Source organism: Vulcaniibacterium thermophilum (assembly GCF_007923255.1).
GTDB lineage: Bacteria > Pseudomonadota > Gammaproteobacteria > Xanthomonadales > Xanthomonadaceae > Lysobacter_F > Lysobacter_F thermophilum.
This window is the reverse complement of the sequence record NZ_VOHJ01000006.1, coordinates 15,807-31,503: the sequence shown is the minus strand read 5'-3', so window position 1 is coordinate 31,503 and position 15,697 is coordinate 15,807. Positions and strand designations below refer to the sequence as shown.

Here is a 15,697-nt window from a genome sequence, read left to right as displayed (position 1 = left end):
ACGAAAGCCCGGCCGTGCGGCCGGGCTTTCCGTTTTCGGAAGGCGGAGCGCGGAATGCACGCGACTTCCGCATCGCAGGCTTGCATTGCCCCGCGCACATTGTCATAATTCCGCTCCTGCTGCGGGGTGGAGCAGTCTGGCAGCTCGTCGGGCTCATAACCCGAAGGTCGCAGGTTCAAATCCTGCCCCCGCTACCAGCTTCGGTCAGGAAGGTTCCGGCGTCGCCGTGGCTTTCCGTTCTCGGCCAGGCTCGGGCTTTGCGGACACGCCATCGGCGTGCACCGCACCGAAATCCAGTGGTATCGGACAAGGGGCCCGCCGGGCCCCTTGTCTTTTCTCGCGTGCGGATCCGCGTTTCGATCCGTGGAGAGGCAGTGGTCGACAAAGCCAGCGAAATCGCCGACCTGCTCGCGCCGACCGTGGCGTCGATGGGACTGGAGCTGCTGGGCGTGGAGTACCTGACCGCCCCCGGCGGCGGCGTGCTGCGTCTGTACATCGACGTGCCGGCGGAGGCGGGCGAGGACGCGCAGGTCACGATCGACGACTGCGAGCGTGTGAGCCGCGAGGTGTCGGCGCAGCTCGACGTCGCCGACCCGATCAGCGGCAACTACACGCTGGAGGTGTCCTCGCCGGGCATCGACCGGCCGCTGTTCACGCCCGCGCATTTCGCGCGCTTCGTCGGCGAATCGGCGAAGGTGAACCTCAAGCTGCCGCAGGAGGGTCGCCGCCGGCTGCAGGGGCGCATCCTGCGGGTGGAAGGCGGGACAGTGGTGTTCGAACTGGATGGCCGTGAATTCGCGGTCGCCGCGGACAATATCGACAAGGCGCGCCTGGTGCCGGACTGGGATGCCCTCGGATACGGCGCAGGCAGGCAGGCGAAGAACGCCGGCGGCCGCAAGCCGGGCCGGCGGCAGACGGGCGAGGGCGAGCAGGCGCGCTGAGGTCGCAGCCGAAGATGTCGGGTCTCCGCATTCGCGGGAACGACGGCGGCTCGCAAGCGACTGTTTGTGGGCTCCTCGAGTCGCGGGGCGGCCGGTCGAAGGGCCGGCGGGGATGTGGAGGGATAGTTTCCGCATCCGCCGAGTTGCAGAGGTTTTTTCAGCCGCCTCGAGTCAAGGGGGCGGCCGGTCCGAAAGGACCGGCGGGGGATGTGGAGCAATCGCTTCCGCATCCGAAGTGAAGTTTTCCGGTTTGCCAAAGGTGCATCCAGAATGAGCAAGGAACTGTTGCTGGTCGTCGACGCCGTCGCCAACGAGAAGGGCGTGCCGCGCGAGGTGATCTTCGAGGCGATCGAGGCCGCGCTCGCGTCCGCCGCGAAGAAGCGCTATCCGGATCAGGACGTCGCCGTGCGCGTGCAGATCGATCGCAAGGACGGCAGCTACCAGACCTTCCGCCGCTGGGAGGTGGTGCCCGACGATGCGGTGATGGAGTCGCCGGACCGCCAGATCCGGCTGATGGATGCGCTCGACGAGGCCGACGGCGTCGAGGTCGGCGACTTCATCGAGGAGCAGATCGAGAACCCCGAGTTCGGCCGCATCGCCGCGCAGGCCGCCAAGCAGGTGATCGTGCAGCGCGTGCGCGAGGCCGAGCGCCAGCAGGTGGTCGACGCGTGGAAGGATCGCGTCGGCGAACTGGTGACCGGCGTGGTCAAGCGCGTGGAGCGCGGCAACGTCTACGTCGACCTCGGCGGCAATGCCGAGGCGATCATCCCGAAGGACAAGGGCATTCCGCGCGACATCCTGCGCACCGGCGACCGCGTGCGCGGCTATCTGTACGACGTGCGCAGCGAACCGCGCGGCCCGCAGCTGTTCATCAGCCGCGCCGCGCCCGAGTTCATGATGGAGCTGTTCAAGCTCGAGGTGCCGGAAGTCGGCCAGGGCCTGGTGTCGATCAAAGCCTGCGCGCGAGATCCGGGCGACCGCGCCAAGATCGCGGTGATCGCGCACGACAACCGCACCGATCCGATCGGCGCCTGCATCGGCATGCGCGGCTCGCGCGTGCAGGCGGTGAGCAACGAGCTCAACGGCGAGCGCGTGGACATCGTGCTGTGGTCGGACAACCCGGCGCAGTTCGTGATCAACGCGATGGCGCCGGCCGAGGTGCAGTCGATCATCGTCGACGAGGAGAAGCACTCGATGGACCTGGCCGTGGCCGAGGACCGCCTCGCGCAGGCGATCGGCAAGGGCGGCCAGAACGTGCGTCTGGCCAGCCGCCTGACCGGCTGGCAGCTCAACGTGATGACCGCCGACCAGGTGCAGGCCAAGAGCGAGGCCGAGCAGGCGGCCGCGCGCCAGCTCTTCATGGACAAGCTGGAGGTCGACGAGGAGATCGCCGGCATCCTGGTGTCGGAAGGGTTCTCGACCGTCGAGGAGATCGCCTACGTGCCGGTCGGCGAGCTGCTGGCGGTGGAGGGCTTCGACGAGGACATCGTCGAGGAACTGCGCGCCCGAGCCCGCGACGCGCTGCTGAACGAGGCGCTCGCGGCCGAGGAGAAGCTCGAGGAGAACCAGCCGGCCGAGGATCTGCTGGAACTGCCGGGCATGACCGAGGCGGTGGCCTACGCGCTCGCCGAGCGCGGCATCCGCACCCGCGACGAGCTGGCCGAGATGGCGACCGACGAGATCGCCGACATCGAGGGGCTCGACGAGGAGAACGCCGCCGCCCTGATCATGGAGGCCCGCCGGCACTGGTTCGAATGAACGTGCAGGCGCGTGGGCGGGCGATCCGCGTCCCGTTTCCGGCCCGCAGGCTAGAATCCTCCTCTTCCCGGCCGCCCCGGCGGCGGCCCGCTGAAATGGAATCCGAATGTCGCAGCAAACCACCATCCGCAAGCTGGCCGAACTGGTGAACACGCCGGTCGAGAAGCTGCTCGAACAGCTGGCCGAGGCCGGCATGAAGTTCAGCGGCCCCGACCAGGTCGTCACCAGCACCGAGAAGGTCAAGCTGCTGGGCTTTTTGCGGCGCACCCACGGCAAGGCCGAGCGGCCCGCCGAAGAGGCCGCGCCGCGCAAGATCACGCTCAACCGCAGCCGCAAGCAGGAAATCACCGTCGGCGGCGGCAAGAGCCGGCAGACGGTCGACGTGGTGGTGCGCAAGAAGGTCACCCTGGTGAAGCCCGCCGAGGTGCCGACCGCCGATCTGGTGGACGAGGAGCGCGCGGAGATCCTCCGCAAGCTGGAGGAATCCAAGCAGCGCAACCTGGCCGAACAGCAGCGCCTGGCCGAAGAGGACCGTCGCCGCGCCGAGGAGGCCGAGCGCGCCCGCCGCGAGGCGGAGGAAGCCGCGCGCCGCGCTGCCGAGGAGGCGGAGGCCGCCGCGCGCGCCGCCGCGGTCGCGCGCGACGAGGACGGCGAGGAGGGCGCCAAGCCCGCAGTCGCGCGCAAGACCGTGCACAAGGCGCCGCCGCCGAAGGCCGCCGAGGAGCGTCGCGCGCCGGCCCACAAGCACCGCGGCTCGCACGTGATGGTGACCGAGGTGGAGGACGACGAGACCGTCAGCCGGTTCGCCGGCCAGCTCCACCTGAGTGCCTCCGAGCGCGCACGCCGCAGCAGCAGCATGCGCGGCAAGCCGAAGAACAAGCGTCCGGAGCCCGCGCGCGCGGGCGCCGGCCAGCACGGCTTCTCGCGGCCGACCGCGCCGGTGGTGCGCGAGGTCGCGATCGGCGACACCATCACCGTGGCCGATCTGGCGCAGAAGCTCGCCATGAAGGGCGGCGACGTGGTGAAGGCGCTGTTCAAGATGGGCGTGATGGCGACCATCAACCAGGTGATCGACCACGACACCGCGGTGCTGGTCACCGAAGAGCTCGGCCACAAGGCGGTGCGCGCGAGCGACGCCGACGCCGAGACCGCGCTGCTCGCCCATGTGGAGGAAGTGCAGGGCGAGAAGAAGCCGCGTCCGCCGGTGGTCACCATCATGGGCCACGTCGACCACGGCAAGACCTCGCTGCTCGACCACATCCGCCGCACCCGCGTCGCCGCGGGCGAGGCGGGCGGCATCACCCAGCACATCGGCGCGTACCATGTGACCACGCCGAAGGGGGTGATCAGCTTCCTCGACACTCCGGGCCACGCCGCGTTCTCGGCGATGCGCGCGCGCGGTGCCAAGGTCACCGACATCGTGGTGCTGGTGGTCGCTGCCGACGACGGCGTCAAGCCGCAGACGGCCGAGGCGATCCAGCACGCGAAGGCGGCCGGCGTGCCGATCGTGGTCGCGGTCAACAAGGTCGACAAGTCCGACGCCGACCCGCTGCGGGTGAAGAACGAACTGCTGACCTACGACGTGGTCGCCGAGGAGTTCGGCGGCGACGTGCAGGTCGCCGAGGTGTCGGCCAAGACCGGCCAGGGTATCGACGATCTGCTCGACAAGATCCTGCTGCAGGCCGAGGTGCTGGACCTGCGCGCGGTCGCCGACGGCCGCGCCACCGGCACCGTGCTCGAGTCCGCGCTCGACAAGGGCCGCGGCCCGGTCGCCACCGTGCTGGTCCAGCAGGGCGTGCTGCGCCGCGGCGATTACATGGTCTGCGGCGTGCAGTACGGCCGCGTGCGCGCGCTGTTCAACGAGAGCGGCCAGCAGGTCCAGGAGGCCGGCCCGTCGATCCCGGTGCAGGTGCTGGGTCTGTCCGGCGTGCCGGAGGCGGGCGACGATTTCGTGGTGGTCGAGGACGAGCGTCTGGCCAAGGACGTCGCGCAGCAGCGCGACGCCAAGCGCCGCGAATCGCGCCTGGTCGCCCAGGCCGGCAACCGCATGGAGGACGTGCTGGCGCAGATGGGCCAGGGCGAGGGCCAGCAGACGCTCAACCTGGTGGTCAAGGCCGACGTGCACGGCTCGATGCAGGCCCTGCGCGAGGCGCTGACCGGCCTGTCGAACGAGCAGATCCGCATCAACGTGATCGGTTCCGGCGTCGGCGGCATCACCGAGTCCGACGCCATGCTGGCGGCCACCTCGAAGGCGACCATCATCGGCTTCAACGTCCGTGCCGACGCCTCGGCGCGCAAGGTGATCGAGAACCACGGCGTCGACCTGCGCTACTTCTCGATCATTTACGACGTGATCGACCAGGTGAAGCAGATCGCCTCCGGCGTGCTCGGCACCGAGATCCGCGAGGAGATCATCGGCACCGCCGAGGTGCGCGACGTGTTCCGCAGCTCGAAGTTCGGCGCGATCGCCGGCAGCATGGTGGTGGAAGGCGTCATCCGCCGCGGCAAGCCGATCCGCGTACTGCGCGACAACACGGTCATCTTCGAGGGCGAGCTGGAATCGCTGCGCCGCTTCAAGGAGAACGTGGACGAAGTGCGCCAAGGCACCGAATGCGGTATCGGCGTCAAGGCGTACAACGACGTCAAGGTCGGCGACAAGATCGAGTGCTACGAGCGCATCGAAGTCGCGCGGACGCTGTGAGGCCGAGGTCCTGGATCCGGCGTGCGGGATCCGTGACCGTGCGATTCCGCCGCCTCTGCTAGCTTCGAAGCGACGAACGGATCCCGGATCTGCCAACCCAATCCCGCCAGCCCATGCCTGCCAAGTCGTTCAACCGCACCGACCGCCTCGCCGCCCAGTTCCGCAAGGAGCTGGGCGCGCTGGTGCATGCCGCCGTGCGCGAGGAGGGGCTGCCGATGGTCAGCGTCTCCGACGTCGAGGTGACGCGCGACCTGGCGCACGCCAAGGTCTACGTCACCGCGCTGCAGCCGGAGCGCGCGACCGAGGCGGTGAAGGCGCTGCAGGCGATGGCGCGCGAGTTCCGGCGCGAGCTCGGCCGCATGCTCAAGATCCGGCAGGTGCCGGAGCTGCATTTCCATTACGACGATTCGGTCGACCGCGGCGAGCGGATCGACGCGCTGCTGCGCGACTTGCCGCCGCCTGCCGAAGACTGACGCGCGCCGCTCGCGCACGCCGGTTCCGCGCCGGCGTCCCTTCATCCGTCCTTACCCGCCGATGTCGCGCTACCGCCCGCTCGACGGCCTGCTGCTGCTTGACAAGCCGCAGGGGCTGAGTTCCAACCAGGCCCTGCAGCAGGTCCGCCGGCTGTTCCGCGCCGAGAAGGCCGGCCACACCGGCAGCCTCGACCCGCTCGCCACCGGGCTGCTGCCGGTCTGCTTCGGCGAGGCGACCAAGATCGCCGGCCTGCTGCTGGGTTCGCGCAAGGCGTACGAGACCATCGCACGGCTGGGCGTGACCACCGATACCGACGATGCCGACGGCCAGCCGCTGCGCGAGCGGCCGGTGCCGACGCTGGACGAGGCGACGTTCGAAGCCGCGCTCGCGCCGCTGCGCGGGCGCATCGCCCAGCGCGCGCCGATCTATTCCGCGCTGAAGCAGGGCGGCGAGGCGCTGTATGCGCGGGCGCGCCGCGGCGAGGCGGTGGAGGCGCCGGTGCGCAAGGTCGAGGTGTTCCGGCTGGAGGTGCTCGAACGCACCGCCGAGGCTGTGCGGCTGCACGTCGAGTGCGGTTCAGGCACCTACGTACGCAGCCTGGTGCGCGACCTCGGCGAAGCGCTGGGTTGCGGCGCGCACGTGGCGATGCTGCGGCGGCTGTGGGTGGAGCCGTTCCGTGCGCCGCGGATGTACACGCTCGAGGAACTGGCGGCGTGCGCGGCGCAGGGCGAAGCCGCGCTGGACGCCTGCCTGCTGCCGCTGGAGGACGGGCTGGCCGGCTTCCCGCAGGTCCGCCTCGACGCCGAGGGCGCGCGCCGGCTGGGGCAGGGCCAGCGGCTGCGCGCGCCGGCCGGAACCACCGAGGGGATGGCGGCTGCCTACGGCCCGGACGGGCGCTGCCTCGGGCTGGTGGAGATTGCCGCGGGCCGGCTGGCGCCGCAGCGGCTGTTCCGCTGGGCGGCGGGCTGACAGCGGCCCTGCGGGAGCGGCTTCGGCCGCGACCCGAAGCACGGCAGGCGTTTCTTTCGCGGCTGAAGCTGCTCCTGCAAGGGGATGCGAGGCGGCTGCCCGGCGGACGCGCCGGCCGAGGTCGCCACGGGGCGGCCCGGTCTGGTACACTTCCGCCGCTTTTTCAAGCACTTCACGCATCTTCCCTTAGCAACAGCGGCGAACCAGGCGGTGCGTCGCCCACGGCCCGGCCGTGGCGATTCGCTTCTGCGGGTTCCGCGTCTACGAGACCGTTTCCATGGCCATCGATACCGCCAAGATCATCGAAGAACACAAGCGCGCGCCGAACGACACCGGCTCCCCCGAAGTGCAGGTCGCCCTGCTCACCGCGCGCATCGAGCAGCTCACCGAGCACTTCAAGACCCACAAGCAGGACCACCACAGCCGTCGTGGCCTGCTGCAGATGGTCAACCGCCGTCGCAGCCTGCTCGACTACCTCAAGCGCAAGGACAACGAGCGCTACAAGGCCCTGATCGAGAAGCTCGGCCTGCGCCGTTGATCCACGATCCACACCGCGGCGCAGCGATGCGCCGCGGTTCGTTTTTGAGGCCCTCATCGTGATGGCCGACCGCGGCGGGCAGGGGTCCGGTGCGGATTCAACCGAAGGAAAAAGACACGTGGCAAAAATCACCAAGACCTTTCAGTACGGCAGGCATCAGGTAACGCTGGAGACCGGCGAAGTCGCCCGTCAGGCGGGCGGCGCGGTCATGATCAGCGTCGACGGCACCGTGCTGCTGGTCACCGCCGTGGCGGCGAAAACCGCGCGCGAAGGCCAGGACTTCTTCCCGCTCACGGTGGATTACCAGGAGAAGTTCTACGCCGGCGGCCGCATCCCCGGCGGCTTCTTCAAGCGCGAGGGCCGCGCGACGGAGAAGGAAACGCTGATCTCGCGCCTGATCGACCGCCCGATCCGCCCGCTGTTCCCGGAGGACTTCAAGAACGAAGTCCAGATCATCGCGACGCTGATGTCGCTCAATCCGGAAATCGACGGCGACATCCCGGCGCTGATCGGCGCCTCGGCCGCGCTCGCGCTCACCGGCTGCCCGTTCCAAGGGCCGATCGGCGCGGCGAAGGTCGGTTACAAGAACGGCCAGTACATCCTCAACCCGACCACCACCGAGCTGCAGAGCTCCGATCTCGAGCTCGTGGTCGCCGGCACCAAGGACGCGGTGCTGATGGTCGAGTCGGAAGCGAAGATGCTGTCCGAAGAGGCGATGCTGGGCGCGGTGATGTTCGGCCACCGCGAGATGCAGGTGGCGATCCAGGCCATCAACGAGCTCGTCGCCGAAGCCGGCGTGCAGCCGTGGGACTGGCAGCCGCCGGCCAAGAACCAGGCGCTGATCGACGCGCTCAAGGGCGCGATCGGCAACCGCCTGGCCGAGGCCTTCCAGATCCGCAACAAGCAGGAGCGTCGCCAGGCGATCGGCGACCTGCGCAAGCAGGTGGTCGAGTCGCTGCTGCCGCAGTGCGAGGCCAATGGCTGGAACCCGGCCGAGCTGACCAAGGAGTTCGGCGAGCTCGAGTACCAGACCATGCGGCAGTCGGTGCTGCAGACGAAGACCCGCATCGACGGTCGCGCGCTCGACACCGTGCGTCCGATCGCCTGCAAGGTCGGCGTGCTGCCGCGCACCCACGGTTCGGCGATGTTCACCCGCGGCGAGACGCAGGCGATCGTGGTCGCCACGCTCGGCACCGCGCGCGACGCGCAGATCATCGACGCGGTCGCCGGCGAGTACAAGGAACACTTCCTGTTCCACTACAACTTCCCGCCGTACTCGGTGGGCGAGGTCGGCCGCATGCTGGCGCCGAAGCGTCGTGAGATCGGCCACGGCCGTCTCGCCAAGCGCGGCGTGCTGGCGGTGATGCCGACGATCGAGGAGTTCCCCTACACCGTGCGCGTGGTGTCGGAGATCACCGAGTCGAACGGCTCCTCGTCGATGGCGTCGGTGTGCGGCTCGTCGCTCGCGCTGATGGACGCCGGCGTGCCGATCAAGGCGCCGGTCGCCGGCATCGCGATGGGCCTGGTGAAGGAAGGCGACCAGTTCGTGGTGCTGTCGGACATCCTCGGCGACGAGGACCACCTCGGCGACATGGACTTCAAGGTGGCCGGCACCACCGAGGGCGTGACCGCCCTGCAGATGGACATCAAGATCCAGGGCATCACCGAGGAGATCATGCGGATCGCGCTCGCGCAGGCGAAGCAGGGCCGCCTGCACATCCTCGGCGAGATGGCCAAGGCGATCAGCGCGCCGCGTCCGGAGCTGTCCGAGTACGCCCCGCGCCTGCTGACCATGAAGATCCACCCGGACAAGATCCGCGAGGTGATCGGCAAGGGCGGCGCCACGATCCAGGCGATCACCAAGGACACCGGCACCCAGATCGACATCCAGGACGACGGCACCATCGTCATCGCCTCGGTCAACGCCGCCGCCGCGCAGGCCGCGAAGGCGCGCATCGAGCAGATCGTCTCCGACGTCGAGCCCGGCCGCATCTACGAGGGCAAGGTCGTCAAGATCATGGACTTCGGTGCGTTCGTCACCATCCTGCCGGGCAAGGACGGTCTGGTGCACGTTTCGCAGATCTCCAACGAGCGCGTCGAGAAGGTGTCCGACAAGCTCAAGGAAGGCGACGTGGTCAAGGTGAAGGTGCTGGAAGTCGACAAGCAGGGCCGCATCCGCCTGTCGATGAAGGCGGTCGAGGAAGGCGAGGGCCTGCCGTCGGCGTGAGCCGCGGGGTTCTTGGCGACGAAAGAAGCGGGCTTCGGCCCGCTTTTTTCTTGCGCGGTGTTCGGTGCCGCATCGCTTGCCTTGCGTCGCGTTGCGCGCCGTCACCGCGGCGTTGGCGCGGTGCCGACGGCGGGCATGGCAGGGTGGACGCGACCCATCCGGAGCATTGGCCATGAACGCACGCGAAGGCTCTTCCGGCGATGCAGACCGCGGCGGCGAGAGCGGCGGCCGCCGCGAACCGTTGCGGCATCCCACGGGCGCGGACGGCCTGGACCGCCGCTTGCAGGGCGATAACCACGATGCCGCGGGCGAGTTCGTCGAGGACGCGCGGCGCGACCGGCACAGCAAGGGCGTGGCCGGCGGCTACGACGACGCGATCGACGCCGGTTCGGGCGAGCGCGAGCCGCGCGGCCCGATGCAGTCCGACTGACGCGCCGCCCCGGCCGTTACGGCGACGGTGCGCCAGCGCCGTCGTGGCCCGCGGCTGCCGCCTCGACGACGCCGCGGATCGGTGCGGTCGGCGACGGGAAGCGGCCGTGCAGGGCGTCCACGCCGGACTGGGGCCGCGCCAGCGGGACGAGGTCCTGGCGCGAGCGGGCGATCTCGCGGCTGTCGATCCCGAAGCGGCGGTCGCGCGCGGCCAGCAGCGCGGGGTCGAGCTCGCCTTCGCGATTGAACGACCACGCCAGATGCGCGGGGCCGAGCGGCAGCGCCATGCCTTGCTGGCGGGCGTTGCCGGTCATCCAGGTGTGCCAGGTCTTGCCGTAGCTGTTGATCTTGTCGCGCATCAGCGCGTGCTCGGCGGCACGCGGCAGGTTCGGGGCGATCAGCTGGCCCGACAGGATCTCGCCGTTGTGCGGGTGCCAGTACGGGCGTTCGCCGGCGGGCAGCTCGGCGAACAGCCGCTCGGAGATGATGTACTCGATGCCGTTGAGATTGGCATCGACCGTGTTGCCGTCGAACAGCACGCATTGCGCGAAGTCCTGGTTGACCTGGCGGCAGTAGTGGTGCGCTTCCATCGCGTGCAGCGGCTCGTGTTTGAGCGGGTGGAAGCCGACCAGGACGATGTCGAGCTTGGCGAGCGGACCATCGTTCTGCAGAGCCGCGGCGCCGGCCTCCAACGCGTTGGTGCGAGGCGTCTCGGCAGTGCCGGCGGGCCGGGTGGCGGTACCGGACGTGCCGCTGCCGGAGCAGGCGGCGAGCGCCGCGCACAGGACGGCAGCGAACGGCGAACGGACGCGTGCGGCCATGACGGTGTCCCTCACGGTGCGACGCGCTTCACGCTACCGGCGCCGCCGTGGCGGCCCCGTGCGCGGGCTGCCGGCACGCGCGCGATGCGGCGCGCCGCCGCTAGACTCGGGCTCCCCTGTCCGGGAGTTGCCGCATGATCCGACCGACCCTGCTCGCCCTTGCCCTGATGGCCGCATGCGCGGCCAGCCCCGCGTTCGCGCAGTCCGCGCCGGCGCCGCAGGCGCAGACCCGCGATGCGACCACGCAGGCGCTGTACCGCTTCTTCGAGGAGGAATGGCAACGCAGCCTGCGGCAAAGCCCCGAACAGGCGTCCTACGTCGGCGACAGGCGCTACAACGACCGCTGGAGCGACATGAGTCTGGCGGCGATCGCGCAGCGCGAGGCGGCCGACCGCAAGGCGCTGGAGCGCCTGCAGGCGTTCGACCGCGAGGCGCTGTCGGAGGCCGACAAGCTGCATTACGACGTCATGCTGTGGGATCTGCGCAACGCGGTGGAACGACAGAAGTACCGCGAGTATCTGCGCCCGGTCAGTCAGCGCGGCGGCGTGCAGAACGCGGAGGAGATGGCGGAGGTGCTGCCGTTCGCCACGGTGAAGGACTACGAGGACTGGCTCTCGCGCATGCGCGCGCTGCCGACGCTGGTCGAGCAGACCACGGTGCTGATGCGGGAAGGCGTCAAGGCGCGCAACACGCCGCCGCGCGTGCTGATGCAGCGCGTACCGGCGCAGATCAAGGCGCAGTTGGTCGACGATCCGGCCAGGAGCCCGTTCTTCAAGCCGTTCTCGCGCTTCCCGGACGCCATCCCGCAGGCCGAGCGCGAGCGTCTGGCCGCCGAAGCGAAGACGGTCATCGCCGAGCGCATCATGCCTGCGTACCGCGACTTCCTGCGCTTCTTCGAGCAGGAGTACCTGCCGAACACGCGCACCACGATCGCCGCCGCCGACCTGCCCGACGGCAAGGCGTATTACGACTTCCTCGCGCGCAGCTTCACCACCACCGACCTCGGCGCCGACCGCATCCACGAGATCGGGTTGAAGGAAGTCGCGCGCATCCGCGCCGAGATGGAGAAGGTGAAGGCCGAGGTCGGCTTCCAGGGTTCGCTCGCGCAATTCTTCGAGCACCTGCGCACCGACCCGCGGTTCTTCTACAAGACCCCCGAAGAGCTGTTCGTCGCCTACCAGGCGATCAGCAAGCGGATCGACCCCGAGCTGGTGAAGGTCTTCAAGACCATCCCGCGTCTGCCGTACGGCGTGCGCCCGATTCCCGACAACATCGCGCCCGACACCACGACGGCGTACTACCAGCCGGGCGCGGTGGACGGCACCCGCGCGGGCTTCTACTACGTCAACCTCTACAAGCCGGAGGTGCGGCCGAAGTGGGAGATGATGGCGCTGTCGCTGCACGAGGCGGTGCCGGGCCACCACTTCCAGTTCGCGCGCGGCATGGAGTTGCCGGACGTGCCGATGTTCCGCCGCATCGGCTACTTCACCGCGTATGGCGAGGGCTGGGCGTTGTATGCCGAGCGGCTGGGCTACGACATGGGCCTGTACGACGATCCCTACGACCGCATGGGCCAGCTCGCCTACGACATGTGGCGCGCAGTGCGACTGGTGGTGGACACCGGCATGCACAGCAAGGGCTGGAGCCGCGAGCAGGCGATCCGGTTCTTCATGGACAACGCGCCCAAGACCGAGCAGGACATCGTCAACGAGATCGACCGCTACATCGGTTGGCCCGGCCAGGCGCTGGCGTACAAGATCGGCCAGTTGAAGATCTCCGAGCTGCGCGAGCGCGCCAGCCGCGAACTGGGCGCGAAGTTCGACCTGCGCGAGTTCAACGACGAGGTGCTGGCCACCGGCTCGGTGCCGCTGGAGGCGCTGGAGAAGCGCATCGACGCCTGGATCGCGCGCAAGCGGGGGTCGTGAGGGGCCGGTGCGGCTGTATGGGCTCGCAGGTAGGGCGGGACTCATCCCGCCGCCTGTGCGAGGACGCGATGCGCGCCTGCGGCACCACCAGCAGGTAGGGCGGGACTTGTCCCGCCGCCTGTGCGAGGACGCGATGCGCGCCTGCGGCACCACCAGTGGGTTGGGTAGGGCGGGACTGGTCCCGCCGCCGGTGCTTCGGGTCCACGGCTTCAGCCCCTCTCCCGCTTGCGGGAGCGGGCAGGGTGAGGGCCGCAGGCGCGGCGTTCGGCGTCGTGCGGTTACTCTGGCGCGAGGCGACAACGGCCCGTGAGGAGGGACGGCGTGAACGCGGGGGTGATGGTCGACGGACCGCTCGCTCTGCCCGAAGCGCAATGGGCCGAGCTGGAAGCGGCCTACCGCATGCCGGCGCGTGCCTACCACCACTTCGGCCACGTGCGCGAGGTGCTGGCGCATTACGACGAGGTCGCGCGCGGGCCGGGCTGGCGGCAGCGGCGTGAGGTGTGGCTGGCGGTGCTGTACCACGACGCCGTGTACGTGCCGGGGCGCGGCGACAACGAGGCGCGCTCTGCGGAACTCGCGCGCGAGGCGGTCGGGCGCTGGCTGCCCGAGGCGGGGCTCGACGTCGCCCGCATCGAGAAGCTGATCCTGCTCACCGCGCGCCACGGCGCGCTCGCGCCGGGCGAGGTGGACCACGAAGCGGCGCTGTTCCTCGACTGCGACATGGCGATCCTCGGCGCGCCGGCGGAGCGCTTCGACGCCTACGACGCCGCCATCGCGCGCGAATACCGCGGCCACGTGCCGGCAGTGCTGTACCGCGTGCGCCGGCGCGCGTTCCTCAAGGGCCTGCTGGCGCGCGAGCGGATCTTCCTCAGCGACTTCTTCCACGCCCGGCTGGACGCGCAGGCGCGGGCCAATCTGCGGCGGGCGCTGAGCGCGAAACGGTAAGACACGGCGGCGTGGCGAAGGGGCGTATCAGCCGCGCTGCGTGCCGCGGGGCTTGTAGGGCTTGCGCGGGGCGGGGCGGTCGGCGTCGAGGCGGCGGATGCGCAGCGGCTGGCCGGCCACGCGCACGCGCTTGAGATGCTCCATCACCTCGCGCGGCATGCCTTCCGGCAGATCGACCAGGCTGTGGTCCTGGCGGATGTCGATGCGGCCGATGTAGCGGCTTTCCAGCTCGGCCTCGTTGGCGATCGCGCCGACGATGTTCGCCGGCTTCACGCCGTGGACATGGCCGACCTCGATACGGAACGTCTCCATGCCGGCCTCGGGCGCGCGCGGTTCGCCGCCGTCGCGGCGGCGCGGGCGGTCGTCCTCGAACGCCGCCTCGCCCGCGTTGCGGACGCGCGGCGCGCGGCGCTGATCGTCCTCGCGCGCCGGACGCTCGCGGCTGCGCTCGGGCCGGCCTTCGCGATGCGGACGCAACTCCTCGGCGGTGGCGTCCAGCAGCAGCGGCATGTCGCCCTGCACCAGCTTCGCCAGCGCCGCCGCGATCTCGGCCATCGGCACGTTGCGCTCGCGCTCGTAGCGTTCGACCAGGCCGCGGAACAGGTCCAGATCGTCCGCCTGCAGCGCGCCGGTGATGCGGTCGAGGAAGCGGGCGATGCGCTGGTCGTTGACGGTCTCGACGCTCGGCAGCGTCATCGGCTCGATCGGCTGCCGCGTGGCGCGCTCGATCGCGCGCAGCATGCCGCGTTCGCGCGGGGAGACGAACAGGATTGCCTCGCCCGCGCGCCCGGCGCGGCCGGTGCGACCGATGCGGTGGACGTAGCTCTCGGTGTCGTAGGGGATGTCGTAGTTCACGACATGGGTGATGCGCTCGACATCGAGCCCGCGCGCGGCGACGTCGGTGGCGACCAGCACGTCGATCCTGCCTTCGCGCAACTGGCCGACCGTCTTCTCGCGCTGCGCCTGCGGCACGTCGCCGTTGAGCGCCGCCGCCGCGATGCCGCGCGCCGCCAGCTTCTCGGCCAGTTCCTCGGTCGCGATCTTGGTGCGCACGAACACGATCATCGCGTCGAACGGTTCGGCTTCGATGATGCGGGTGAGCGCGTCGAGCTTGTGCACGCCGCTGACCGGCCAGTAGCGCTGGCGGATGTTGGCGGCGGTGGTGGTCTTCGCCTTGATCGCGATCTCGACCGGCTCGCGCAGGTAGGTCTGCGCGATGCGGCGGATCGGCGGCGGCATGGTGGCCGAGAACAGCGCGACCTGGCGCGTCTCGGGCGTGCGCTTGAGCACCGCCTCGACGTCGTCGATGAAGCCCATGCGCAGCATCTCGTCGGCCTCGTCCAGCACCAGCGTGCGCAGCCGCGAAAGATCGAGCGAGCCGCGCTCGAGGTGATCGATCACCCGTCCAGGCGTGCCGACCACGACCTGCACGCCGCGCTTGAGCGCGAGCAACTGCGGGCGATAGCCCTGGCCGCCGTAGATCGGCAGGACGTGGAAATCGGGCAGGTGGTGGGCGTAACGCTGGAACGCCTCGGCCACCTGCAGCGCCAGCTCGCGGGTGGGCGCCAGCACCAGCGCCTGCGGTTCGCGCTGGGCGGGATCGAGGCGGGCGAGGATCGGCAGCGCGAACGCCGCGGTCTTGCCGGTGCCGGTCTGCGCCTGGCCGAGCACGTCGCGGCCTTCCAGCAGCGGCGGCAGCGCGGCGGCCTGGATCGGCGAGGGCGTCTCGTAGCCGACTTCGACAAGCGCGCGCAGCACCGGCTCCGGCAGGCCCAGGTCGGCGAAACGGAGCGGGGTGGCGTCGTTGCTCATGCGGGGCTCGTCGGGGGTTGGGGCGCCGAGTCTACCGGGTGGGGGATGGAGACGGGGTTTCGGCTGCGGTGCGGGATCAGCCGGCAGGTAGGGCGGGACTTGTCCCGCCGCCTGTGCGCAGCATGCGCGCCAGGGCAGGTAGGGCGGGACTTGTCCT

General features: G+C 70.1%; 11 protein-coding genes, 1 tRNA gene and 2 pseudogenes. 12 read left to right on the top strand and 2 right to left on the bottom strand.

The genetic code is table 11. The annotated features are described in order from the left end of the window. The first annotated feature begins 120 nt into the window (after positions 1–120). The 10 genes and pseudogenes from FQY64_RS04020 (at position 121) to FQY64_RS03980 (ending at position 10,038) form a co-directional block, all read left to right on the top strand. Positions 121–197, top strand: a tRNA-Met gene (locus FQY64_RS04020). Between the two features lie 177 nt (positions 198–374). Beyond that, the gene (gene rimP, locus FQY64_RS04015) at positions 375–941 is read left to right on the top strand and encodes a ribosome maturation factor RimP (RefSeq protein WP_146472427.1); all 567 of its coding nucleotides are present in this window, start codon (positions 375–377) and stop codon (positions 939–941) included. Between the two features lie 270 nt (positions 942–1,211). Then, positions 1,212–2,699 (top strand): transcription termination factor NusA, encoded by a 1,488-nt coding sequence (gene nusA / locus FQY64_RS04010; RefSeq protein WP_146472426.1) that lies wholly within the window; start codon positions 1,212–1,214, stop codon positions 2,697–2,699. Positions 2,700–2,805: 106 nt separating this feature from the next. Continuing rightward, positions 2,806–3,303, top strand: a pseudogene (locus FQY64_RS15230) (translation initiation factor IF-2); the annotation flags it as partial. Positions 3,304–3,429: 126 nt separating this feature from the next. Continuing rightward, a pseudogene (gene infB / locus FQY64_RS04005) lies at positions 3,430–5,400 on the top strand (translation initiation factor IF-2); the annotation flags it as partial. A gap of 113 nt (positions 5,401–5,513) precedes the next feature. Then, the gene (gene rbfA, locus FQY64_RS04000) at positions 5,514–5,873 is read left to right on the top strand and encodes a 30S ribosome-binding factor RbfA (RefSeq protein WP_146472424.1); all 360 of its coding nucleotides are present in this window, start codon (positions 5,514–5,516) and stop codon (positions 5,871–5,873) included. Between the two features lie 61 nt (positions 5,874–5,934). After that, positions 5,935–6,843 carry a tRNA pseudouridine(55) synthase TruB gene (gene truB / locus FQY64_RS03995; protein ID WP_146472423.1) on the top strand — a complete coding sequence of 303 codons (909 nt, stop codon included), beginning with the start codon at positions 5,935–5,937 and terminating at the stop codon, positions 6,841–6,843. A gap of 277 nt (positions 6,844–7,120) precedes the next feature. Further along, positions 7,121–7,381 carry a 30S ribosomal protein S15 gene (gene rpsO, locus FQY64_RS03990; RefSeq protein ID WP_146472422.1) on the top strand — a complete coding sequence of 87 codons (261 nt, stop codon included), beginning with the start codon at positions 7,121–7,123 and terminating at the stop codon, positions 7,379–7,381. Between the two features lie 118 nt (positions 7,382–7,499). Then, complete coding sequence (gene pnp, locus FQY64_RS03985; protein WP_146472421.1) at positions 7,500–9,608, top strand: polyribonucleotide nucleotidyltransferase; 2,109 nt, start codon at positions 7,500–7,502, stop codon at positions 9,606–9,608. 172 nt (positions 9,609–9,780) lie between these two features. Then, the gene (locus tag FQY64_RS03980) at positions 9,781–10,038 is read left to right on the top strand and encodes a hypothetical protein (RefSeq protein ID WP_146472420.1); all 258 of its coding nucleotides are present in this window, start codon (positions 9,781–9,783) and stop codon (positions 10,036–10,038) included. Positions 10,039–10,054: 16 nt separating this feature from the next. Here FQY64_RS03980 and FQY64_RS03975 read toward each other — a convergent pair whose 3' ends face one another. Further along, positions 10,055–10,858: an OBAP family protein gene (locus FQY64_RS03975; RefSeq protein WP_146472419.1), complete on the bottom strand. Its 804-nt coding sequence runs from the start codon at positions 10,856–10,858 to the stop codon at positions 10,055–10,057. Between the two features lie 134 nt (positions 10,859–10,992). Here FQY64_RS03975 and FQY64_RS03970 point away from each other — a divergent pair, with 134 nt between their 5' ends. Next, positions 10,993–12,783 carry a DUF885 domain-containing protein gene (locus tag FQY64_RS03970; protein ID WP_146472418.1) on the top strand — a complete coding sequence of 597 codons (1,791 nt, stop codon included), beginning with the start codon at positions 10,993–10,995 and terminating at the stop codon, positions 12,781–12,783. Positions 12,784–13,119: 336 nt separating this feature from the next. After that, positions 13,120–13,728, top strand: coding sequence for an HD domain-containing protein (locus FQY64_RS03965; protein WP_146472496.1), 609 nt, complete (start codon positions 13,120–13,122; stop codon positions 13,726–13,728). 27 nt (positions 13,729–13,755) lie between these two features. On the opposite strand, the gene FQY64_RS03960 is transcribed toward FQY64_RS03965, so the two are convergent. Beyond that, positions 13,756–15,540 (bottom strand): DEAD/DEAH box helicase, encoded by a 1,785-nt coding sequence (locus FQY64_RS03960; protein ID WP_146472417.1) that lies wholly within the window; start codon positions 15,538–15,540, stop codon positions 13,756–13,758. Positions 15,541–15,697 lie beyond the last annotated feature (157 nt).

Coding starts and splice junctions, on each gene's coding strand:
- FQY64_RS03965 (WP_146472496.1), top strand. CDS start 13,120: ATGGTCGACGGACCGCTCGCTCTGCCCGAAGCGCAATGGGCCGAGCTG.
- nusA (WP_146472426.1), top strand. CDS start 1,212: ATGAGCAAGGAACTGTTGCTGGTCGTCGACGCCGTCGCCAACGAGAAG.
- FQY64_RS03975 (WP_146472419.1), bottom strand. CDS start 10,858: ATGGCCGCACGCGTCCGTTCGCCGTTCGCTGCCGTCCTGTGCGCGGCG.
- FQY64_RS03970 (WP_146472418.1), top strand. CDS start 10,993: ATGATCCGACCGACCCTGCTCGCCCTTGCCCTGATGGCCGCATGCGCG.
- FQY64_RS03960 (WP_146472417.1), bottom strand. CDS start 15,540: ATGAGCAACGACGCCACCCCGCTCCGTTTCGCCGACCTGGGCCTGCCG.
- truB (WP_146472423.1), top strand. CDS start 5,935: ATGTCGCGCTACCGCCCGCTCGACGGCCTGCTGCTGCTTGACAAGCCG.
- FQY64_RS03980 (WP_146472420.1), top strand. CDS start 9,781: ATGAACGCACGCGAAGGCTCTTCCGGCGATGCAGACCGCGGCGGCGAG.
- rpsO (WP_146472422.1), top strand. CDS start 7,121: ATGGCCATCGATACCGCCAAGATCATCGAAGAACACAAGCGCGCGCCG.
- rbfA (WP_146472424.1), top strand. CDS start 5,514: ATGCCTGCCAAGTCGTTCAACCGCACCGACCGCCTCGCCGCCCAGTTC.